The following is a 21,972-nucleotide window of genomic DNA, read 5'->3' as shown; positions in this document are numbered from 1 at the left end:
GGTGATCGTGCCGCGCAGGCTCCAGGAGCACGCGCGGCAGACCTCAGTAGGATGGCGACTCATGATCACTGTGATGACCTGGAACGTTCTGCACCGCATCCACGCGGAGAACTGGGGTGCGGACATACCGGGGCGTTGGCCGGACGAGTCGGAGCGGATCGCCGCCGTCACGGCACGCATCGCCGGCCGTGCCGAGCAGGTCATCGCCTTGCAGGAGGTCAGCGGGGACCAGTTGGCAAGCCTCCGTCGTGCCCTGCCCGGCCGAACGGTCCATGTTCTGCCTTACCCGCGTGTCCCGGCACCACGCAACGGCCCCTGCCCCCTCGATGATCCGCGTGAATACCTGGTGCTGGCGGTGGACGGACCGGCCCGGCAGATCGCCGCCGAACCCTTCGAGGAAGATCCGGGCAAGGGTTTGCTCGCCGTACAGACCGCCGGGATTCTCGTGATCGCCGTCCACGTGAGCTCCGGTCAACGGTCCGCACGTCAGCTGGAACGCCTTGCCGAGCTGGCCGCCACCTCGCCGGAGCCGGTCGTTCTGCTCGGTGACTTCAACACCGACCGGGCCACCGTGGCCGCCGGCCTCGGCCCCACGTTCACCGTCGCGGACCTCCCGCCGGACGCGCTGCCGACACGACCTCGCACATCGGGCACGAAGTCACAGTTCATCGACCACGTGGTCGTACGCGGAGCCGAGGTCGGCGGCGCGGTCGTCGAGGACGCGGACGGCCTGTCGGACCACAACCTCGTGCATGCGACGGTGACCCTGTGAACAGCGCCGGGAGTCACTGCCGCGGTGGCGCGGGCTTCAGCGTGCGCACCGAGTCGCGGACGACGATGTGCGTGCCGAGCATGACGTGGCCCGTGCCGGCCTCGCCGGACCCGCGTTCCAAGGCCATGCGGACGGCCGTGCGGCCGAGCTCCTCGTGGGGCACGTGGACGGTGGTGAGGTCGATGTCGGCGGCCGTGGGGAGGTCGTCGAAGCCGACCATGGAGATGTCGTCGGGCACCCGCAGCCCGTGCTCGCGCAGCGCTTGCCGGGCGCCGGCGGCGAGGAGGTCGTTGCCGGCGAAGATCGCGGTGAAGTCGGCCGGTCCGGCCGCGAGGCGTTCCCTGATCATGCGGTAGCCCTCGCTGCGCTCCATGGTGCCGTCCAGCTCCAGGCCGGGGTCGTGGGGGACGCGGAAGTCGGACAGGGCCCGGCGGTAGCCGGCGACGCGGCTGTCGGGTGTGGTGTAGCCCTCGCGGCGGCCGAGGAACAGGATGCGCCGATGGCCGGCCGAGAGCAGATGGCTGGTGATGGCGTAGGCGCCGCCGGTGTTGTCGTACTCGACGACGAGGGCGGGCACGTCGGGGCCCAGCGTGGGGCGGCCGCACAGGACGAGCTGGGAGCCGGCGGCGGCCAGGGCCCGGGCGTAGTCGGCCATGCGCTCGCGGTAGGCGTCGTTGTTGACGACGTTGCCGACGAGGATCACGCATTCGGCCTGTTCCTGCCGCATGAGCTGGACCGTGGCGAGCTCTCGCTCGGGGTCGCCGCCGGTGGTGCCGACGATGCAGAGCTTGCCTTCGAGCGCGGCCTGCGTCTGGACGCCCTGGGCGACGTGCGCGTAGTGGGGCGACACGACGGAGGTGACGATGATGGCGACGCTGCGGCTGCGGGCTCCGGCCAGGCCGCGGGCGTTGGCGTTGGCCACGTAGTCGAGCTCGCGGACCGCCTTCATGACCTTGCTGCGGGTGGCGGGGGCGCTGGGGTAGGAGCCGGACAGGATGCGGGAGACCGTGGCGACGGACACGCCGGCATGGGCGGCCACGTCGCGGATCGTCACCGCCCGCCGGTCCTCACCCTCGGATGTCGCGCGCCGGGACATGCACCCTCACCTGTTTGGTCTGCGGCTGGTAAACCGGTTGCATCGATCGTTTCGCTCCCGTGTGGAGGTGTCAAATCGTACCTCTCCCGGTCCCGTGTGGAAGCGGTTGCACCCGGCCGCCCGGCGGGCGTCACTGGTTCGCCGCGTACTCCTCGGCCAGTTCCCTGGCCACCTGGTCGCCGCCGGTCTGCTTCCACTGGAGGACGACGTCCTTCCAGGCCGACAGCGGTTTGCGGCCGAAGGCGATGGCCGCGATGCCGTCCCCGAGGATCTGGTTCAGCTGGGCGCCCTTGCTCACCTGGGTGGCCGAACGCAGCCCCTGACCGGGATTGGCGACGCTCTTCGGCAAGGTCGCCTGCTGCCACTCATAGGTGGCCTTGGCCGTCTCCGGGTGGCCGGGGAGGTAGAGGACCGAGGGCGCGGCGCCGATGTAGCGGAAGGGGAGGGTGTTGTTGTTCTCGGTCTGGTAGAGGTCGGTGGTCTTGATGCCGCCGTCCTCCTTGGTGAAGTGCACGCCCTCGACGCCGTAGTTGGCCAGCTCGTACTCCTTGGTGCCGAACGGCGCGCTGAGGTAGTCGCTGATGCGCAGCAGCAGTCTGATCCGGTCGGCGGGGGCCTTCTTGAAGGTGACGTAGCCGAACATGCCGGCGCTCTGCCAGGGCGTGGCCTGCGGGCTGTACGGGCGGCCCAGGTCGAGCTCGTACCTGCCGTTGATCTTGGTGAGGGTGGTCAGCGTCAGCGACCCGAAGCCGTCCTGGGACGAGGCGACCGTGCCGTTGTAGAAGTAGCTCTGCATGTCGGTGGAGCTGACGGTGAGGCTGTCGGGATGCACCGACCCCGCCTCCACCAGCTTGCGCATGACGTCGACGGCCTGCTCGAACTGCGGGGTGGCGATCGTCGAGGTGAACTGGCCGCCCGAGACCGCCCAGGTGTTCGGCGCGCCGAACGCGCCGGCGTGGTAGGTGATGCACCCCAGACCGGTGAAGAGCGTCTTGTACCAGCCGAGCCCCCACTTGCGCTCGCCGCTGAGCTCCTTCATCGCCTCCAGGTACTGCTCGGCGGTCCAGTCCTTGGGGATGCCCGCCTCGTTCATGGCCGTGCGGTTGACGAACAGGCTGTTGGCCGGCATGGGCCGCTCCAGCGGGACGCCGTAGATCTTGCCGTTGATCCGTCCCATGCCCTTCCAGGCGTAGGTGGGGATGTTGGCCAGGTTCGGGTACTGCTTGACGGCGTCACCCGCGACGAACTCCGACAGATCGGCGCATCGGGCCTGGATGAACTCCAGGGAGTGCGGCAGCGCCAGGTTGGTGAACATGATGATGTCCGGCAGGTCGCTGCCCGAGGCCATCAAGGTGGTCATCTTCTGGCCGTACTCGGGGTCGGGGACGACCGTCACCTGCAGGTCGACGTTGAGTGCCTTGTTGATCGCCTGCCAGTACCGGTTCTGGGTGACGGGCGCGGGCGGCGGGCCGTACGTCACGACCAGCGCGGTCACCTTCGAACCGTCGCCGACGGTGTCGTTGACCGACTGCGTCAGCGTCTCCGGGTACTTCAGGTAGAGCGGCTGCACGCCGGTGTCGTCGCCGGGCGCGTCCGGCTTCGGCCCGGCGAAGGGCACGTAGGTCGGCCACGGCGCCAGTTGCTTGCCCGCGTTGGAGACGCTGCCGGTGCCCGCGCCGCCGCCGCTGCCGCCACAGGCGGACAGCAGGGGTGCGGCGGCCAGGCCGAGGGCTCCCGCGCCGGCCATCCTGAGCAGGCCGCGGCGGTTGATGATGTGGTCCATGACGGGGTTCCTTCGGGGGGTTCAGGCCTTGAGCGCGCCGGTGAGCACGCCCTTGGCGAAGTAGCGCTGCAGGAACGGGTACACGCACACGATCGGGAGGGTGGCCAGGATGACGACGGCCATCTGGACCGACTGCGGCGAGGCCGTGGCCATCTCGCCCGCGGTCTCCGACAGGGAGGCGCCGCCGGTGACGTACTGGCGCAGGACGGTGCCGATCGGCCACTTGCCCTGGTCGTTGAAGTAGATGATCGCCTCGAAGAAGCGGTTCCAGTACGAGACCGCGTAGAACAGGCCGATCACCGCGATGACCGCCTTGGACAGCGGCAGCACGACCTTGCGCAGGATCGCCAGTTCGCCGGCGCCGTCCATGCGGGCGGCGTCGATCAGCTCCTGCGGGATCGACTGGAAGAAGCCGCGCATCACGACCAGGTTGAACACGTTGATCAGGAACGGCAGGATCAGCGCCGCGTAGTCGTCCACCAGGCCGGCGCTCTGCACGACCAGGAACAGCGGCACCATGCCGGGCGGGAACAGGAACGTGAACAACACCAGCAGCAGCATCGGCTTGCCGCCGTAGACCTTGGGCCGGCTCAGCGTGTAGGCCAGCGCGATGGTGCAGACCAGGCTCAGAGCCGTGCCGACCAGGGTGATGCCGGTGCTGATGATCAGGGCGCGGGTGATGATGCCGCCGGCCAGGATGTCGCCGTAGGCGTCGAAGGAGAACTCCGTCGGCCAGATCACCCAGCCGCCGTTGTCGATGACGTTCTGCGGGCTCGCCAGGCTGGTGGCCAGCACCGTCCACAGCGGGAAGAGCACCAGCAGCACGACGACGGTCAGCGCGACCGCCTTGAGCGCGCGGACGGCGACGCTGGGGCGGCCCGTCCAGGCGGGCGCTCGCATGGTGCTCATGCCTTGTAAACCCCCTGCTCGCCGAGCCGGTGTGCCACTTTGTTGGCGGTGTAGATGAGGACGACGCCGATCGCGCCCTTGAACAGGCCGACGGCGGCGGCGTAGCCGAAGTCGCCGCCGGCGAAGGCGGTGAAGTAGACGAACGTCTCCAGCACCTCGCCGGTCTCCGGGCCGACCGACTGGCGTTGCAGGAAGAACTGCTCGAACCCGATCGACAGGAACTCGCCCAGGCGCAGCACCAGCAGCAGCACGATGACCGGGCGGATGGCGGGCAGGGTGACGTGCCACAGGCGGCGGCCCCAGCTCGCGCCGTCGATGGCGGCGGCCTCGTACTGCTGCTCGTCGACCTGCGACAGCGCGGCCAGGAAGATGATGGTGGCCCAGCCGCACTCCTTCCAGATGAGCTGGGCGACCACCAGCGGCCCGTACGCGTCCGGGTTCCCGATGATCGAGATGCCGCCCGCGCCCAGGTCGGACAGCCAGCCGTTGACCACGCCCGCGCCGCCGAGCATCTGCTGGAACAGCGCCAGCACGATCACCCACGACAGGAAGTGCGGCAGGTAGACCACGCTCTGCACGAACTTCCTGACCGTGTCGCCGACGATGCTGTGCAGCAGCAGGGCCAGAGCCAGCGGGGCCGGGAAGAAGAACACCAGTTGCAGGACGCCGATCGTCAGGGTGTTGCGCACCGCGTTCCAGAACTCGGGGTCGGTGAGCATGCGCTCGAAGTGCGCCAGGCCCACCCACTCGCTGCCCGAGATCCCGAGGAACGGGACATAGTTCATGAACGCCAGCACGTTGCCGAACAGCGCGCCGTAGTGGAAGACCAGGAAGTACACCAGGCCCGGCACCGCGATGAGCAGCAGCACGCGGTCGGCGCGGATGCGGCGCAGCGGGCCGAAGCGGGTGGCCGGCGTCCCTGTCCTCTCTGTGGGCGGGCTGGCCGCGCCCGTGTCGCTGCGGACCCGCGTCATGCTCACGTGCTACGCCTCTCTCGCGTGCCGGGCTCGAAACAGAATGTTCATCAACATAAAGCGGTTACATAGGACCGTCAATAGCGGTTCCAGGGAGTCTTCCTGGAGAAGGAGCGTTGTGATGGGGGACGTGATCTCGTACAGTGGCGGCGAACTGAGGAAGCGTTTACATGGATGTCCCACGTCTCATAGGAGCTGATCCGTGCTACGGCGACCCGTCGCGGTCTTCGCCATCGCCCCTTGGGCGTTCGGCGACGTCTTCCCGGCCGATCTGCTCACCCGGTTACGGCAACTGGCCGACATCGACCCGGCGACCACCTTCACCTCCTTCGACGGACCGGAGGCCGTCGCCGCCTTGGCGGAGGCGAACATCCTGCTCACCGGCTGGGGAGGCCCGCACATCGACGAGGCGGTGCTGGCGGCCGCGCCGCGGCTGCGGGCCGTCATCCACGCCGCCGGCACCGTCAAGTCCCGTGTCGCTCCCGCCGTGTTCGACAGGGGGATCGTCGTGTCCTCGGCGGCCGACGCCAATGCCGTCCCGGTGGCCGACTACGCCCTCGCCATGCTCGTCCTGGGCGCCAAGCGCGCGTTCAGCCGCGCCCGGCGCTACGCCGCCGCCCGCGAGGACAGCCCGAGGGACTGGCTCTCCGGCGACGGCACCGGCCTGCACGACTGCACGGTGGGCGTGATCGGCGCCTCCCGGATCGGCAGGCTGGTGCTGCGGCGTCTGCGGGCCTTCGACGTGGAGGTGCTGCTGTACGACCCCCACGTGAGCACGGCCGAAGCCGCGGCCCTCGGCGTCGAGCCGGTGAGCCTGGACGATCTCTGCCGCCGCAGTGACCTCGTCACCGTGCACGCCCCCGCCCTGCCCGAGACCCGCCGCATGCTCGACGCCCGCAGGCTCGCCCTGCTGCCGGACGGCGCCGTCGTCATCAACACCGCCCGCGGCTCGTTGATCGACACCGAGGCGCTGACCGCAGCGTGCGCCACCGGCCGGATCTCCGCCGTCCTCGACGTGACAGAGCCCGAACCGCTGCCACCCGGACATCCGCTCTTCGCCCTGCCCAACGTACTGATCACGCCGCACCTGGCCGGGGCGCAGGGTCGTGAGATGCGCAGGCTCGGCGAGTTCGCGGTGGCCGAGGTCGGCAGGTACGTCAACGGTGTGCCGCTCCTCGGACAGGTCGAACCAGCGCAACTGCCCTACATCGCCTGAGGTCAGCAGATGACGAAGAAGTTCACGTTCGGCGGGGGCAGTGTCGAGCTGGGCCCCGACGGAGCGCCGACGGCGTTCCGGCATCCCCGGGACCCCGGCCGGGTCTACCTCCTCAGCGAGACCCTGGAGGCATGGCATGGGCCCGATCACTCCTGGGGCTCCGGTTTCGTCATCACGCCGGAGGGGTCCGGCCGATGGCAGACGGCGAACTCGGTGGACCGGCACGCCGACGGCGTGACCGCGTGGCATCGGCCGCGTCCGGACCTGGAGCTGAGCATCGCCCGCCGCACCGACGGCGACCACTGGGCCGAGACCTACAGGTGGACGAACACCGGCGACCGCGCCGTCGAGATCACGGGGCTGGCGGTCAACGTGCCGGTACGTGACGTCTACGACGGGGCGAGGTCGGCGCTGGCCCGCGGTTGTCACGCGCACGTCTTCACCGGCGGAGCATGGTCATGGATCCTGGCCGAGCCGATGTCCGGGGCGTCGCCGCTGCTCGGGGTGATCGTGCGGGAGGGGAGCCTGTGGGCGTACTCGGTCGAGTCCCGCAACCGGCGCACCTCGTCGAACGCCCGAGGGCACCTCCTCGTTCACCCGACCGATCATGCCCGCAACCCCGAGGCTTTCGGCGGGCAGCCGATCCTGACGCTGGCCGCGGGGGAGAGCTACACCCTGTCGTGGGAACTCGGCTGGTACGACAGCCGCGAGGAGTTCCTCGCCGCCACGGACGCTCCGGCGCTGCTGCCCTCGCTGACCGCGCCGCTCGGCACGAACCTGGAGGTCGAGCTCGCCGCCGGAACGAAGCTCCTGCCCGGGGAGGCCGCCGTCCGCCACGGCGTCCGGCACCTCGACCTGGAGCGGGACGGGCGCATGAGCCGTACGGCGATCGCCTTCCTGGCTCCGGTCCGGCTCCTCACCGAGGCACGCGTCGAACGCATCCTCCACGACCATCGGCCGGCCGAGCGGCCGGCTCCTGAGCGGTACGCGTTCGTCCCTGTGGACACGCGCACCGGGTTACGGCAGACGGAGAACGGCTGGCCCGACTGGAGCGACGGCGCCGAGCGGATCGGGATGGCCGTGCTGCTGCAACAGGCGCGGCGGCGAGGCTGGGGCGATCGGCGGGCGATCGACGACGCGCTGCGGGGATTCGCCCGCTTCGCCCGAGAACGGCTCATCCAGCCGGACGGCTCCGTACACCGCAGCAGCCGCCCCGGCGCCGAGCCGTTGCGGCTCTACAACACGCCGTGGCTCGCGCACTTCTTCCTCGACGAGTTCGACCTCTACGGTGACGGCGCCGACCTGGACCTCGCCGCGTCCCTTCTGGAGTCCGGCTACGCGTTGGGCGCGGCCGACCAGCTCCTGATCGGACACCCCGAGGCCGTCGCCGCGGTCGCCGACGCTCTGGAGGGCCAGGGCCACCCGGAGCGGGCGGGCGCGCTGCGCGCGGCCCTGATCGACCACGCCGATCGCTTCGTGAACCTCGGCACCGACCTGCCGGCACACGAGGTCACGTACGAACAGTCGATGGTCGCGCCGCTGGTGAGCCTGTTCGCGACCGCGTACGCCCTGCGACCCGATGAGCGCTTCGTCGCCGCACTGCGTCCCGCGGTGACGTGGCTACGGGCTTTTGGCGGGCCGCAGCCGCACGTGCGGCTGCGTGACGTCGGCATCCGGCATTGGGACGGCTACTGGTTCGGCATCGACCGGCAGTGGGGCGACGTCTTCCCGCACTATTGGAGCGTCCTGACCGCGGTGGCCCTGCGCCGGCTCCCCGCGCAGCTGAGGACCGAGGAGAACCAGCGGACCGCGGACGCGATCTTCGCGGCCAACCTCGTCGACTTCACCCCGGACGGCCGCGCGACCTGCGCCTTCGTCCTGCCGAGCTGCGTGGACGGCCGCCCGGCCCATCGGCCGGACCCCCTGGCCAACGATCAGGACTGGGCTCTGGCGCTCCTGCTGCGAACGTCCGGGGCGTCGTTCACCTGACCTTCTTGACGGGCATGATGGCCGCGGCGGCCGCGACCGCGGTCAGCAGGGAGAGCACCCAGACCACGCCGTAGCCGCCGGTCAGGGCGACGAGCTGGCCGGCGACGACGGGGCCGACGGCCTGGCCGAAGCTGAAGCTCATGCTGCCCAGCCCCAGGTCGCGGCCGGCGGCCTGCTTGTCGGGCAGCACGTCGATCAGCAGGGCCCGGTCCACGGCCAGGTAGCAGCCGGCGGCCAGGCCGGCGATGACGTTCTGGACGAACAGCGACGCCAGCGTCGGCCACAGCAGCGGCACCAGCATGGAGACGGCGAACAGTGCCGAGGCGCCGATCACGAAGGGTTTGCGCCGCCCGATGCGGTCGGACAGCCGGCCGGTGACGAGCATCGCGACCAGGGTGCCCGGCAGGACGGTCAGGGACATCAGCGGGATGAGCCGGGTGGCCTCGGCGGCGCTGAGGGCGGGCTGGATGTAGCTCTGCATCATGTAGAGGCTGAAGGCGTTGGACGCGCCGTAGCTGAACATCATCGTCACCGACGCGACGCAGACCCACCGGAAGTCGGCCGAGCGCAGCGGGATGACGTACGACTTGAGCAGGGCCAGCCAGTTGGCCGGAGGAAGCCGCAGCCCGGTGGAGGAGCGGTCGCGGGCGATCAGTACGAACAGCAGGCCGGTGACGGCCAGGGCCAGGGCGAAGGGGAAGTAGGCGTCCAGGCCCATCGCGCCGAACAGGGTGCCTGCGGCGACCGAGCCGAGCAGCGCGCCGAACAGGGTGCCGATGCCGGACAGGGCGGAGACGGTGCCGAGCTTGTCGTGCGGGATGCGGTCGGGGACGGTGGTGCCCAGCGCTCCCTGGGCGGCGTTGATGGCGAGCTGGGCGAGGGCCCAGGTGGCGATGAGCAGGCCGATGCCGGCCGAGTACCGGGCTCCGATGATCAGGGCGGCGCCGAGGACGGCCCCGCCGGCGATCCACGGGGCGCGCCGGCCCCAGCGCGAGCGGGTGCGGTCCGACAGCAGCCCGGCGATGGACTGGACGAACATCGTGGCGATGGAGCCGACGGCGGTGACGATCGACAGGCTGCTCGCGCGGGCCGCCTCGTAGGAGGCGAGCAGGTCGAGCTGGTGTCGCTGCTGCGCGGTCGCGGTGGCGGCGCCGGCGTCGATCTGGGCCTTGAGGTTGGTGAGCTGCTGCAGGTTGGCGGTGGCGTCGGGGCCGGTGAACCAGTGGGCGAACTCGATGTCCTGGACCTGCAGGGGCAGGATGACGGCGCCGACGCCGCCGTACACCGCCGTGATGCCCGCCATCGCCAGGATGTAGAGAAGCAGGTAGCGGCGGAAGGGGGACCCACCGAGGTAGGTCATCGAGGTGCCGGGCACCGAGGGTTCGGCGATGTGCGGCTGGACGGGTCGGGTCGTGGTCATGGCAGCGTCTCCCATGGGGGGTGTGGAAGGTCAAAGAGCGCTGGTGAACGTGTGGGCGCCGCCGGTCACCGTGTGGCGGGCGCCGTCGGGCAGGACGACGTCCGCCTCGATCCCCTCCGGGACGTGGATCTCGACGTCGAAGCCCGCGTCCTGGCGGCGCCAGCCGCACGCGACGCGGCCGTGGGGGGGTGTCCAGGGTGCCGCGGGCCCAGTCGAGGCCCGGGCCGGGGGTGGGGCGCAGGAGGACGCGGGCGTAGCCGGGTTCGGCGGGGCGGATGCCGGCGACGCTCTTGTAGAGCCAGTCGACGACGGCGCCGAGTGCGTAGTGGTTGAAGCTGGTCATCTCGCCCGGGTTGACGGTGCCGTCGGGCAGCAGGGAGTCCCAGCGTTCCCAGATCGTGGTGGCGTCCATGGTGACGGCGTAGAGCCAGGACGGGCACCGCTCCTGGAGCAGGAGCCGGTAGGCGTCGTCGACGTGGCCGGTCTCGGTGAGCGCCCAGGTGACGTAGGGGGTGCCGGCGAAGCCGGTGGCGACGCGGTGATCGTCCTCCTGGACCAGGGCGGCGAGCCGGTCGCCGGCGGCCTGGCGCAGCTCGCCGTCCAGCAGCCCGAAATGGACGGCCAGCGCGTAGACCGTCTGCGCGTCGGAGCGGATGGTGCCGTCGTGGTGCACGTAGTGCTTCAGGAAGGCCTCGCGGGTGCGGCCCGCCAGGTCTCTCCAGCGGCGGGCGTCCTGATCCTCGCCCAGGACGCCGGCCGTGTCGGCGGCGAAGCGGGCGCTGCGGTACAGGCAGGCCGTCGCGACGACTCCTGGGTCGGCCTTCGCCTGGTGGGGCCGGTCGGGTGGTGCGGCCGGGTCGAGCCAGTCGCCGAACTGGAAGCCGGTGTCCCACAGTCCGGACGGGGAGAGCCTGGCTTCGGCTCCCTCCAGGTGCCGGACCATGGCGGGGTAGTGCTCGGCCAGCCGGTCGCGGTCGCCGTAGGCGTGCCACAGGCTCTCGGGCACCCAGACGGCGGCATCGCCCCAGATCGCGGTGGGCCCGAGCATGGGTTCGCTCTTCGCGCGGACCTCGGCGGGCGCGAGCTTGAGCACATTGGGCACCACGAACGGGACATGGCCGGAATGCTCGGTCTCCACGGCGAGGTCGAGCAGCCAGCCGTGCAGCACGTCGGCGCAGTCGAACTGGTAACAGGCGGCCGGCGCGTAGACGGCGATGTCACCGGTCCAGCCGAGGCGTTCGTCGCGTTGCGGGCAGTCGGTGGGCAGGTCGAGGAAGTTGCCCTTCTGACCCCAGACGGAGTTCTCGACCAGCCGGTTGACCAGCGGGTTCGAGCATTCGAACGTGCCAATGCGGCGCATGTCCGAGTGCACCACCACGGCTTCAAGGTCGCCGGGATGCCCGCTGATCTCGGCGTAGCGGAAGCCGTGGAAGGTGAGCGTGGGCTCGAAGACGTCCTCGGGGCCGCCGGACAGCACGAAGGTGTCGGTGGCGCGGGCGCCGCGCAGCGGACGGGTGGCCGGCTCCCCGTGTTCGAGGACTTCGGCGTGCCGGACGGTGATCTCCGTCCCGGCCGGGCCGGAGGCCCGCAGCCGGATCCAGCCGACGAGGTTCTGCCCGAAGTCGACGAGCGTCCTGCCGCTGGGCGAGGTCCACGTACGGACCGGCCGCAGGGTTTCGTGCCGGGTGATGGCCGGCTTGGTCTGCGTCACCAGCGTGGAGCGGTCGAAGTCGAGCACGCGGACGGGCAACTGCTCGCCGGACGGCGGGCGCACGTCGATGCGCGTTCCGTCGTACAGGCTGTTCTCGGTGACCTGAGAGCGGCGCGCGGTCCAGTGCGGCCCGGTCACCGCCACCTGGGTGGCGCGGTCGCGGTAGGTCACCTCCAGTTCGGCGATGAAGCCGATCGACGGGCCGTAGTCCAGGTTCAGGCCGGTGAAGCCGAGGCCGCCGCGCCACCACCCATTCCCCAGCAGCACCTCGACATCGACGAGGTCGGCCATCAGGTGGGTGACGTCGTACTCCTGCACCTGCAGCCGCCACTCGTAGGAGCTCCAGCCGGGGGAGAGGACGGCGTCGCTCACGGGACGCGCGCCGATGCGCGCTTCGTACGCGCCGTGGGCGGTCGCCCTGAGGGTCGCCCGTACCACCTGGGAGGCCGGTTGGGCGAGCGCGAGCCGGGTGCTGAGCAGGAGGGCGGCGCCGCGTTCCGCATCCGCCGTGATCATGAAGGCGTGGTCGAGCACGCTGATGGTTCCTTTCGTCACGCGTCGAGCACCGCTTTGAGCGCGGCGACGACCTGCGGCACGTCGCTCGTGGCCCGCATGCGGTTGGTGAGGTGGCCGAAACCGACGCGGTGGGCGGGATCGGCGAACCCGGCCTGGCCGCCCGCCCCGTCGTGGCCGAACGACGTGCCGGACAGCAACGGCAGAGCCTCGGACGACAGCTGCACGCCGGCGCCCCAGCGGTGGAACGGGCCGGGGCCGCCCGCGTCCATGAGACCGGGGCCGCTGCTGCGCTCGCGGGTGAGCAGGGCGAGGCCGCGCTCGGACAGCACGCGCCGCCCGCCGGTGGGCGTCACCGCCGAGGACCAGACCCGCGCGAGCCCGGACGCCGTCCCGAGGCCGCCGCCGCTGACCAGGCCGGCCTTCTGCACCCGCGGGTCGTTGAAGCCGCCGTCCTCCGTGACGAAGCCCAGCGGGAACGCGCCGCCGGTGGTGAGGAACCGCCTGCTCGCCTCGTCGGTCAGCAGCCGCTCCAGCATGCGGCCCTGCGCCTCGTACGCCGGCGAGACCGACAGGTGCGCGACCCGGGCGACCTCGGCGTCCGTCGCCTGCAACGTCACCTCCGCCGGTGCGAGTTCGCGGAACAGCTCGGGCAGCTCCCGCCCGGTCGCCCGGACCACCACCTCACGGATCAGCGGTCCCCAGGTGATCGCGTGGTACATGTGGCTTTCGCCGGGCGTCCACCGGGGCTGCTGCGCGGCGAGGCGGGCCGCGAACCCGTGGCCGTCCAGCGCCTCGCTCAGAGAGAGATCCGTGTCGGGTGAGATCAGGCCGGCCCGGTGCGCCAGCAGGTCCCCGACCGTGAGCGTGTCCTTGGCGTGTACGCCGAACTCCGGCCAGTACCGTGCCACGGGCGCGTCCAGGTCGATCCGGCCCTGCTCGGCGAGATGGGCGACGACCAGGGCCGCCAGCCCCTTCGTCGAGGAGAACAGCACGGTCATCGTCCGCTCGTCCCACGGCCGGCCGGTGCGGGCGTCGGCGGTGCCGCGCCACACGTTCACCACCTCGGCGCCGTCCTGCCAGATCGACAGCGCCGCACCACCCGACTCCGGCTCGGTCACGGTCTCGGCGAAGGCCGCCACCACCGGCTCGAACGGCGGCTCGAAGGTTCCGCCGATCTCACTCACCGGAGCCCCAGGCGGGCGGCCATGCGGTCGAGGGTGGCGTGCGCGACGTCGAGGCCGACCAGGTTGAGATGGCCGTGGAGCACGCCCGGCGAGGTGACCTGCTCGACCTCCACGCCGGCGGCGCGGAGCTGGTCGGCGAAGCGTTCGCCGCTGCCGCGCAGCTGGTCGAACTCGTCGTTGTCGAGGTAGGTGGGCGGAAAGCCGCGCAGGTCCTCGGCGTGGCCGGGGAACGCGTACGGCGAGGCCGTCTCGACCGGGGCGCCGTCCAGGTAGATGGCGAACACCTGGTCGATGAGATGGGCCGGGAAGCTCAGCGCGGCGGGCACCTCGGCCAGGGCGGCGGCCAGTTCGCCGGAGGGCTCGGGCAGCGGGGCGTGCACCAGTGGGTACAGCAGCAGCGCCTGCCAGGGCGTCTCGCCCTCGTCGCGCAGCCGCAGGGACGCCCCGGCGGCCAGGTTGCCGCCGGCGCTCGCGCCTCCCAGCGCGACCCGGGCCGGATCGACGCCGAGTTCGGCGGCGTGCTCCCGTACCCACCGGTAGGCGGTGACGACGTCGTCGACCGGAGCGGGGAAGTGCACGTTCTCGTCGCACAGCCGGTACGCGACGGAGACGACGACCGCGTCCGCCCGGCCGGCCACGCCCCGAGAGGTCTCGTGGGCCTCGGGCATGTCCAGGTCGCCGCCGACCCAGGCGCCGCCGTGCAGCCACACCAGGCACGGCCGGTCGGCCGCGTCGCTCACGGGGCGGTAGATCCGCAGCCGGAGCGCGCCACCTGGCCCCTCGATCTCGCGGTCCTCGATCCCGAGCTCCCATGTCTCGGGCGGGCCGAACGGCTCGCTCAGCAGCTCGGGTCCCGTCGAGTGCTCCATCCGGGCGGCAAGCTGCGGGTGAAAGCTCATGATTCCTCCTGTGCGGCGGCGGCGGCGAGTGCGGTGATCGCTTCCGGGGTGAGCCCGAGGACGGGCCCGGTGAACTTGCCGAGGGGGATCTGGGCCACGGCGGACAGCACCAGAGGATCGACGTCGCCGAGCTTGACGGCACCGGGATACGCGCTGAGCCGCTCGCGCAGGAGCTTCCCGCCGACCGGGTGATCGAGCCATTCGCCCAGCGAGGACGCGCCGGTCAGCTCGTCGGCGATGCCGTCCCCCGGCGTGTGCAGCTCGGCCCGCAGCCGGATGTCGCGGGAGGAGGCGCCCACCTCGACCGTGAACGCGCCCGGGTCGATGCGCCAGCCGCCCCGCTTCGTCGAGTACCACGCCAGGTCACGACCGGTGAGCCGGAACTCCGCCCGCGCCGAGGCCCCGGGCTCCAGCGGCAGCTTGGCGAAGCCGCGCAGCTCGTGCCGGGGCCGCGTGGGGTGCGGCTCGTCGAAGGCCACATAGAGCTGGACGACCTCCGCGCCGTGGCGGGCGCCGGTGTTGGTGACGGTGACGCGGACCGTCCAGGCGTTCTCGCCGGTCTCCTCCACCTCCAGGTCGTCGTAGGAGAAGGTGGTGTAGCTCAGCCCGTGCCCGAACGGGTACGCCACCGGCACGTCGAGAGTGTCGTAGTGGCGGTAGCCGACGTAACGGCCCTCGCCGTGCACGGTGCGGCCGTCCTGGCCGGGGAAGTGCAGGTAGGAGGGCACGTCCTGGAGCTGGAGCGGGATCGACTCGGTCAGCTTGCCCGACGGGCTGTGCGCGCCGAGGATCAGGTCGGCCAGCGCGGCGCCGCCCGCCTGGCCGCCGAGCCAGGTCTCCAGGATCGCCTGCGCGTCGTCCCGCCAGGTGCTCACCGACACCACCCCGCCGTTCGACAGCACGACCGCGACCCGGGGGCAGACGGCGGCCACCGCGCGCAGCAGGTCCACCTGGCAGCGGGGCAGGGAGAGGTCGGTGCGGTCCTGGCCCTCGGTCTCCGACTCCTCCGGAAGGCCGAGGAAGAGCAGCACGACGTCGGCCCGGGCCGCCTGGGCCACGGCCTCCTCCGGCGACGTGCCGGGGGAGAAGGTCAGCTCCATGTCCGGGCCGGCCGCCTGGCGCAGCGCGTCCCAGGCGCTGTCGAGACGGGTGGGGATCACGCGGGAGCTGCCGTGGCCCTGGTAGCGCGGGGTGCGGGCGAACTCGCCGATGACGGCCACCTTGAGCCGCGCCATCGGGTCGAGCGGCAGCAGATCGTCGTCGTTCTTCAGCAGCACCGCGCCCGCCCGGGCCGCCTCGCGGGCGAGCTCGTGGTGGGCGTCCACGTCCCAGTCGTCGAAACGGCGTGCCTGGTCCACGCGTTCCCGCAGCCGCAGGACGCGCCCGGCGGCGGTGGCGACGATCTCCTGGCTCAGGCGGCCCTCCTCGACCGCCGCCGTGACCTGGCGGTCGGTGCCGTCCGGCGGCATCTGCAGGTCGAGACCGGCGGCGAGAGAGGCGGCCCGGTCGTTGACCGCGCCCCAGTCGGACATCACCAGGCCGTCGAAGCCCCACTCCTCGCGCAGCACCCGCGTCAGCAGCCACCGGTTCTCGCACGCGTGCACGCCGTTGATCCGGTTGTAGGCGGCCATCACGGTGTACGGGCGGGCCTCGCGCACGATGTGCTCGAAGGCCGGCAGGTACAGCTCGCGCAGCGTGCGTTCGTCGACGTCCGCGCTGACGCGCATCCGGTCGGTCTCCTGGTTGTTGACGGCGAAGTGCTTGACGCAGGCGCCGATGCCCAGGGACTGGATGCCGTCCACGAGCGCGGCGCCCATGACGCCGCTGACGTGCGGGTCCTCGGAGAAGTACTCGAAGTTGCGTCCGCACAGCGGGCTGCGCTTGATGTTGACGCCGGGGCCGAGCACCACGTCCACGCCGAGGGCGGACGCCTCCCGCGCCAGGGCCGCGCCGATGCGGTGGACCAGCGCGGGGTCCCACGTCGAACCCGACGTGACCGCGGGCGGGAAGCAGGTGGCGGGCACGCCGGCCGACAGCAGCGACCCGTCCTGCGGCCGCCGCAGGCCGTGTGGGCCGTCCGACAGGCGCAGCGCCCGGACCACGTCGCCGACGGCCTTCGTGGTCCAGGCCGTGCCGCCCGAGGTGAGGGAGGCCTGCTCGGAGAGGGAGAGCTTCGCGAGCCGGTCGGAGGTCATGCCCACTGCGCCGCCTGCCCCTCGATGGCGGCGTGCCGCTCGACGTCACCCAGCAGGTCGCGGTCCATCCCGTTGACGAGCAGGCAGAACGACAGGCCGGTGGCCGGATCGGCCCAGGCCGACTGGCCGCCCGCCCCGCCGTGCCCGAAAGCTCGCGGTGACACGGCGCCGCCGAACGGCCGCAGCGGCACCTCGATGCCGAGCGAGGGGATCTTCAGCGCCGCGCCGTCGTCGGGTCCGGCGATGATCAGGCCGACGCTCCGGCCAGCGGTGGCCCCCGCGCGGATGGGATCGGGGAAGGTGTTGCGGATCTCGCCGGTGGCCGTGGCCAGGATGTCCGGCCGCCACAGCCCCGTCGTGTTGTGCAGCAGCTCCTGGTAGAACAGGGCCACGCTCGCCGCGTCGGAGAAGGCGCCCGCGCCGGGCACGCCCACGGCCACCAGCTCCGGGTCGTTGGCGACCGACAGGGTCCGCGCCGAGTCGGCGTCCAGGACGGCCTCGTCGACCGGCTGCCCGAACAGCGCCTCCAGCACCTCCATCGAGCGAGCCCCGGTCGCGGTGACCCGCTTGAGGTCCGCCTGCCGTTCCACCGGCACGCCCAGCTCCAGCCGGTCCAGGCCCAGCGGGTCGAGGACCCGGGCGCGCAGCGCCTGGCGGAAGTCCTGGCCGGTGACGCGGTGGACGACCTCGGCCAGCACCCAGTGCGCCGAGGTGGCGTGGTACTCGTAGCGGCTCCCGGGCGGCCATTCCAGCCGCCACGACTCCATCTCGGCGGCCCGCTCGTCGCGGGAGGTGACGGCGTCGCGGGAGATGGTCGCGTTGGGGAAGCCGCTGGTGTGCAGCAGCACCTGTTCGAGGGTGATCGTGTCCTTGCCGTGCGCGCCGAACTCGGGCCACACCTCGGCGACCCGGGTCTCCAAGGCGATCGATCCGGCGCCGACCAGCTGCCACACGAGCGAGGCCACGATCGGCTTGGTGGCCGAGAACAGGCAGAACCGGTCGCCGTCACGGGCGTCACCGAACGACTCGAACGCCAGGATCTCGCCGTGCCGGGCGACCGCGAACTGCGCGGCGGGCCAGACGCCGTCGTCGACCGCCTGCTGAACGCGGTCGCGAAGCACAGCGCGGCCGGTGGGGTTCATCACGTCTCCTCGCACACAGGGCATGCATGTCCGCACGGACTGTTACTTATACGTCTCAGTCCTCCTGGGAGAGCAACCTAACCCCGGGCGAACCGGAGGACAAGAGGTTGTTGAAACGTTTTTAGCCACATTCCGGAAACACTGGCGACACCTGCGATCCCAGGGCAGCCGGCCCAGCCATCGGGCGACCCACCCGGCCATCGCCGAGGTGGCCGTGACCGGACGGCCCGACGAACTGCGCGGCGAGGTCGTCGAAGCCTTCGTCGTCCTGGCCCCCGGGGTCGCGGGCTCGCCCGGACCGGCCGCCGAGCTGCAGGACGTCGTCCGTACCGGCTACTCCGCCAGGCCGACACACCCGGCGGGCCCTGACCCCGCACGAGCGCGCCCGGCGGTTCAGGCGGAGCGGCGGACCACCAAGGTCGCGTTGTCCGGCGGCGCGGAGCGGCGGGCGTCCGGTCTTTCCAGGCCCTTGAGCACGGCGCCGGCCAGTTCGGCGGCGACGGCTTCCATGTGCTGGTCGATGGTGGTCAAGGGCGGTTCGGCGAAGCGGGCCATGGGGATGTCGTCCACCCCGATGACGGCCAGGTCCGTGGGAGCCGACAGGCCGGCGGCCCGCACGCCCGCCAGCAGGGCGATGGCCACCTCGTCGTTGAAGGCGCACACGGCGGTGACGCCGTCCGCCCGCCAGGCCCGCGCCGCCGCACACGCGGCTTCCGCGTCCAGCACGACCTCCCGCACCGACGGCGGCGGCAGGCCGCGATCGGCGCAGCCCTGCCGCACGCCTGCCAACCGCGGATCGAAGAAGGCACGCACGCGGGAATCGGCCGGAGCGGCGTACCCGATCCGGACATGCCCCTGCGAGATCAGATGATCGGCCTGCATCCGCCCGATACGGATCTGCCCGCGGGTCATCACGTTCGGCTCGCCCTCGCTGTCGCCCCAGACGTTGACCACGTAGGTGCCCGCGGCGCGCATGTCCGCGCGGTTCTCCTTGGTCACGGGAGCGAAGGTGACCACGGCGGCCGGCGCCAGGTCCTTCCACAGCGAGGCGACCGTGCGTCCGCTCTCGATGCGCGTGATGACACTGAGGCCGTGCCGTTCCAGGTCGGCGGTGAGGTGCTCGATCAGCTCGATGGCCGTGGAGCCCAGCGGGACGTTCGCGATGAGCAGCAGCACGATGTCGCTGCGGCCCAGCCGCAGGGTCCTGGCCGCGGCCGAGGGGGTGTAGCCGAGCTTCTCGACGGCCGCGTGGACCCGTTGCCGGGTCTCCTCGGCGATCTTCTGATGCGACACGTTGTTGAGCACGTAGCTGACCGTGGCCTGCGAGACTCCGGCCTCCCTGGCCACGTCGACGGACGTGACCCGCCGTGCTCTGGCCAAACCGAGCCTCCCTCGTCTCGCCTGCGCGGGACTGAATCGTATCAGCGGCCTCGGACCCCTTCGTCGGTGTCCAGGCCTGCTCCGTTGGCGGCGGCCACCTTCCCCAGCCAGTGCAGGCTTGGCTTGGGGGTACGTTCGAAGGTCTCGCGGTCCACGCCGGCCAGGCCGAACGTCATGGCGTGGCCGGCGTGCCATTCCCAGTTGTCCAGCAGCGTCCAGTGCAGGTAGCCCAGCACGTCGGCGCCGTCGGCGATGGCCTCGCGCAGGCCGGTGAGGGCTTCGCGGGTGTAGGTGATGCGCAGGTCGTCGTCGGCGGTGGCGATGCCGTGCTCGGTGACCAGGACGGGCACGCCGGTGAAGCCGGCCGCGAGGCGGACGGCGTTGCCCAGGGCCTGGGGGTAGTACTCCCAGCCGGTCTGGAAGGTGCGCTCGGTGCGGAGCTGCTTGATCGGTCCGTCCGGGCCGAAAACCATCCGGGTGTAGGTCTGCACGCCGACGAAGTCGTCGTCCTTAGACAGCTCCAGGAACGGCTCCACGATCTGCCGCAGCATCTCGGCGGTCCTCTGCTCGCCGCCCTCGCCCGCCTGGAAGTCCTGGAGGGTGAGGGACCAGCCGACGCGGGCCTTCGGCTGGAGTTCCTTGACGGCGGTGCGGGCGCGGCGGTGTGCCTGACAGAGGTTCGCGATGCCTTCGGGGGTGGTGACGGGCAGGGCGACGGTCGCGGTGCCGGCCTCGCCGCCGACGCGGCGGGCGAACGCCTCCGCCGGGTCCTCCCGCGCGGCGTCGGCCGGTCCGCCGTAGGCGAGCAGCCCGGTCGAGGCCAGCAGTGCGCCCACGTTCGGCTCGTTCAGCGTGATCCACCAGGTGACCTCGCCGGCGAAGTGGGTGACGACCTGGCGGCAGTAGCGTTCGAACAGGTCGGGGGCCTCGGGCTGGTTCCAGGCTCCGTCGCGGGCGAACCAGGCGGGCACGGTGAAGTGGCTGAGCGTGACGACCGGGGTGAGCCCGCGGGCGTGGCAGGTGGCGGCCATCCGCAGGTAGTGGTCGAGCTCCGCGCGGGAGAAGCGGCCCTTCTCGGGTTCGACGCGCGACCATTCGACGCTGAAGCGGTAGGCGTTGAGACCGGCGTCGGCCAGCAGGTCGATGTCGTCGGGGTAGCGGTGGTAGCTGTCGCAGGCGTCGCCGGAGGGTTCGTGGAAGGCGCTGTTCGGCACGTGCTCCATCGCCCAGACGTCGCTGGCGGTGTTGTTGCCTTCGACCTGGTGTCCCGAGGTCGCGGCTCCCCACAGGAAGGAGTCGGGGAAGGCGGGCATGCGGTTCTCCATTCCTACGCGACCTTCTTGACCGGGACGATCGCCACGGTCGCCACCAGCGCGACCAGGATCGCCATCACCCAGACCATGCGATAACCGCCGGTCAGGCCGACGACCTGGCCGGCCAGGACGGGACCGATCGCCCCGCCGAGGCTGAACCCCATGCCGCCCAGGCCGAGGTCGCGGCCCGCGGCGCCGGTCCGGTCGGGCAGCACGTCGATCAGCAGGGCCCGGTCCACCGCCAGGTAACAGCCGATGGCCACCCCGCCGGCGACGGCCTGGACGAACAGGGCCGGCAGCGCCGGCCACAGCAGCGGCACCAGCATGGACGCGGCGAACAGGATCGAGGCGCCGATGACGAAGGGCTTGCGGCGGCCGGCCCGGTCGGACCACCTGCCGGTGACGAGCATCGAGACGAGCATGCCCGGAAGGGTGACGATGGACAGGACCGGCACGATGCGGGTGGCCTCGGCGGCGCTGAGCGCCGGCTGGATGTAGCTCTGCATCATGTAGAGGCCGAAGGCGTTCGACACGGCGTAACTGATCGCCATCGTCAGCGACGCGATCCAGACCCAGCGGAAGTCGGCCGAGCGCAGCGGGACCAGGAACGACTTCAGCAGGCCCGCCCCGTTCGCGTCGGGCACCTGGAGCGCGAGCGAGGACCGGTCGCGGGCGACCAGCACGAACAGCAGGCCCGTGACGGCCAGAGCCAGGGCGAAGGGGAAGTAGCTGTCCAGGCCCAGGATCCCGAAGACCAGGCCGGCGGCGACCGAGCCGAGCAGCGCGCCGACCGACGTGCCGATCCCGGACAGCGCGGAGACGGTGGCGAGCCTGTTCTCCGGGATCCGGTCGGGCACGGTCGTGTTCAGCGGCCCCTGCGCCAGGTTGATCGCCACCTGGGCGAGGGCCCACAGCGCGATCATCAGGCCGATGCCGGCCGAGTACCGCACCCCGATCAGCAGGGCGGCGCCGAGCACCGCGCCGCCGGCGACGTAGGGAGCGCGCCGCCCCCAGCGGGAGCGGGTACGGTCCGACAGCAGTCCGGCGACCGGCTGGACGAGCATGGTGGCGATGGCGCCGACGGCGGTGACGATCGACAGGCTGCTCGCCCGGGCCGCCTCATAGGAAGCCAGCAGGCCGAGCTGATGCTGCTCCTGAGCGGTCGCGGTGGCGACGCCCGCCTCGATCCGCGCCTTGAGGTTGGTCAGTCGCTGCAGGTCGGCGGTCGCGTCCGGCCCGGTGAACCAGTGGGCGAACTCGATGTCCTGGATGTGCAGCGGCAGGATGATGGCCCCGATGCCGCCGTAGGCCGCCGTGATGCCCGCCATCGCCAGGATGTACACGAACAGGTAGCGGCGGAAGGGCGGACCGCCGAGGTAGGTCATCGACGTGCCCGGGACAGCGGGTTCGGCGAGGTGAGGCGGGGCGGGTCGTGCTGTGGTCATCGCAGTGGCTCCTGAGGGTGGAGGTGGC

General features: G+C 71.6%; 16 protein-coding genes and 2 pseudogenes. 4 read left to right on the top strand and 14 right to left on the bottom strand.

What is annotated here, in order from left to right:
* Position 1 precedes the first annotated feature (1 nt).
* A complete protein-coding gene (locus SMD20_RS45010) occupies positions 2 to 772 on the top strand; it encodes an endonuclease/exonuclease/phosphatase family protein (RefSeq protein ID WP_329593528.1) in 771 nt (256 codons plus the stop codon).
* 13 nt (positions 773 to 785) lie between these two features.
* Here SMD20_RS45010 and SMD20_RS45005 read toward each other — a convergent pair whose 3' ends face one another.
* The 4 genes from SMD20_RS45005 to SMD20_RS44990 form a co-directional block, all read right to left on the bottom strand.
* Complete coding sequence (locus SMD20_RS45005; RefSeq protein WP_329593526.1) at positions 786 to 1,868, bottom strand: LacI family DNA-binding transcriptional regulator; 1,083 nt, start codon at positions 1,866 to 1,868, stop codon at positions 786 to 788.
* 130 nt (positions 1,869 to 1,998) lie between these two features.
* Positions 1,999 to 3,651, bottom strand: a complete 1,653-nt coding sequence (locus SMD20_RS45000; protein WP_329593524.1) for an extracellular solute-binding protein — start codon at positions 3,649 to 3,651, stop codon at positions 1,999 to 2,001.
* A 21-nt stretch (positions 3,652 to 3,672) separates the two neighbouring features.
* Positions 3,673 to 4,560, bottom strand: a complete 888-nt coding sequence (locus tag SMD20_RS44995) for a carbohydrate ABC transporter permease (protein ID WP_329593522.1) — start codon at positions 4,558 to 4,560, stop codon at positions 3,673 to 3,675.
* Positions 4,557 to 5,534 (bottom strand): ABC transporter permease, encoded by a 978-nt coding sequence (locus tag SMD20_RS44990; protein ID WP_329594757.1) that lies wholly within the window; start codon positions 5,532 to 5,534, stop codon positions 4,557 to 4,559. Before SMD20_RS44990 ends, SMD20_RS44995 begins: the two co-directional genes overlap by 4 nt.
* Positions 5,535 to 5,736: 202 nt before the next feature.
* Here SMD20_RS44990 and SMD20_RS44985 point away from each other — a divergent pair, with 202 nt between their 5' ends.
* Together SMD20_RS44985 and SMD20_RS44980 are read left to right on the top strand one after the other, a co-directional pair.
* The gene (locus SMD20_RS44985) at positions 5,737 to 6,750 is read left to right on the top strand and encodes a hydroxyacid dehydrogenase (protein WP_329593520.1); all 1,014 of its coding nucleotides are present in this window, start codon (positions 5,737 to 5,739) and stop codon (positions 6,748 to 6,750) included.
* A 9-nt stretch (positions 6,751 to 6,759) separates the two neighbouring features.
* Positions 6,760 to 8,739 carry a hypothetical protein gene (locus tag SMD20_RS44980; RefSeq protein WP_329593518.1) on the top strand — a complete coding sequence of 660 codons (1,980 nt, stop codon included), beginning with the start codon at positions 6,760 to 6,762 and terminating at the stop codon, positions 8,737 to 8,739.
* On the opposite strand, the gene SMD20_RS44975 is transcribed toward SMD20_RS44980, so the two are convergent.
* The 7 genes and pseudogenes from SMD20_RS44975 to SMD20_RS44945 all read right to left on the bottom strand — a co-directional run bounded on the left by SMD20_RS44975 (position 8,732) and on the right by SMD20_RS44945 (position 17,806).
* The gene (locus SMD20_RS44975) at positions 8,732 to 10,159 is read right to left on the bottom strand and encodes an MFS transporter (protein ID WP_329593516.1); all 1,428 of its coding nucleotides are present in this window, start codon (positions 10,157 to 10,159) and stop codon (positions 8,732 to 8,734) included. The genes SMD20_RS44980 and SMD20_RS44975 overlap by 8 nt on opposite strands.
* A 30-nt stretch (positions 10,160 to 10,189) precedes the next feature.
* On the bottom strand, positions 10,190 to 10,288 hold the full coding sequence (locus SMD20_RS44970; protein ID WP_329594754.1) for a hypothetical protein: 99 nt from the start codon (positions 10,286 to 10,288) through the stop codon (positions 10,190 to 10,192).
* 100 nt (positions 10,289 to 10,388) lie between these two features.
* Positions 10,389 to 12,386 (bottom strand): annotated as a pseudogene (locus tag SMD20_RS44965) (family 78 glycoside hydrolase catalytic domain); the annotation flags it as partial.
* A 35-nt stretch (positions 12,387 to 12,421) separates the two neighbouring features.
* Positions 12,422 to 13,570, bottom strand: a complete 1,149-nt coding sequence (locus SMD20_RS44960; protein WP_329593514.1) for a serine hydrolase domain-containing protein — start codon at positions 13,568 to 13,570, stop codon at positions 12,422 to 12,424.
* Positions 13,567 to 14,469, bottom strand: coding sequence for an alpha/beta hydrolase (locus tag SMD20_RS44955; protein ID WP_329593512.1), 903 nt, complete (start codon positions 14,467 to 14,469; stop codon positions 13,567 to 13,569). Before SMD20_RS44955 ends, SMD20_RS44960 begins: the two co-directional genes overlap by 4 nt.
* Complete coding sequence (locus tag SMD20_RS44950) at positions 14,466 to 16,664, bottom strand: glycoside hydrolase family 3 C-terminal domain-containing protein (RefSeq protein ID WP_329593510.1); 2,199 nt, start codon at positions 16,662 to 16,664, stop codon at positions 14,466 to 14,468. The genes SMD20_RS44955 and SMD20_RS44950 overlap by 4 nt, the downstream gene beginning before the upstream one ends.
* Positions 16,661 to 17,806, bottom strand: coding sequence for a serine hydrolase domain-containing protein (locus SMD20_RS44945; RefSeq protein ID WP_329593508.1), 1,146 nt, complete (start codon positions 17,804 to 17,806; stop codon positions 16,661 to 16,663). The genes SMD20_RS44950 and SMD20_RS44945 overlap by 4 nt, the downstream gene beginning before the upstream one ends.
* 22 nt (positions 17,807 to 17,828) lie before the next feature.
* On the opposite strand from SMD20_RS44945, the pseudogene SMD20_RS44940 reads away from it, so the two are divergent.
* A pseudogene (locus SMD20_RS44940) lies at positions 17,829 to 18,125 on the top strand (AMP-binding enzyme); the annotation flags it as partial.
* A 74-nt stretch (positions 18,126 to 18,199) separates the two neighbouring features.
* Here the strand turns inward: SMD20_RS44940 and SMD20_RS44935 are convergent.
* Genes SMD20_RS44935 through SMD20_RS44925 form a run of 3 tightly spaced genes read right to left on the bottom strand, consistent with a single transcriptional unit; the run spans position 18,200 to position 21,944 of the window.
* Positions 18,200 to 19,186: a LacI family DNA-binding transcriptional regulator gene (locus SMD20_RS44935; RefSeq protein ID WP_329593506.1), complete on the bottom strand. Its 987-nt coding sequence runs from the start codon at positions 19,184 to 19,186 to the stop codon at positions 18,200 to 18,202.
* A gap of 41 nt (positions 19,187 to 19,227) precedes the next feature.
* A complete protein-coding gene (locus SMD20_RS44930) occupies positions 19,228 to 20,499 on the bottom strand; it encodes a glycoside hydrolase family 1 protein (protein WP_329593504.1) in 1,272 nt (423 codons plus the stop codon).
* Positions 20,500 to 20,513: 14 nt separating this feature from the next.
* Positions 20,514 to 21,944 carry an MFS transporter gene (locus tag SMD20_RS44925; protein ID WP_329593502.1) on the bottom strand — a complete coding sequence of 477 codons (1,431 nt, stop codon included), beginning with the start codon at positions 21,942 to 21,944 and terminating at the stop codon, positions 20,514 to 20,516.
* Between the last annotated feature and the right edge of the window lie 28 nt (positions 21,945 to 21,972).

Source organism: Nonomuraea sp. LP-02, from assembly GCF_036289125.1.
In the GTDB taxonomy this organism is placed as follows: Bacteria; Actinomycetota; Actinomycetes; order Streptosporangiales; family Streptosporangiaceae; genus Nonomuraea; species Nonomuraea bangladeshensis.
The sequence above is the reverse complement of the archived record's forward strand: the minus strand, read 5'-3'. Positions and strand labels throughout refer to the sequence as shown.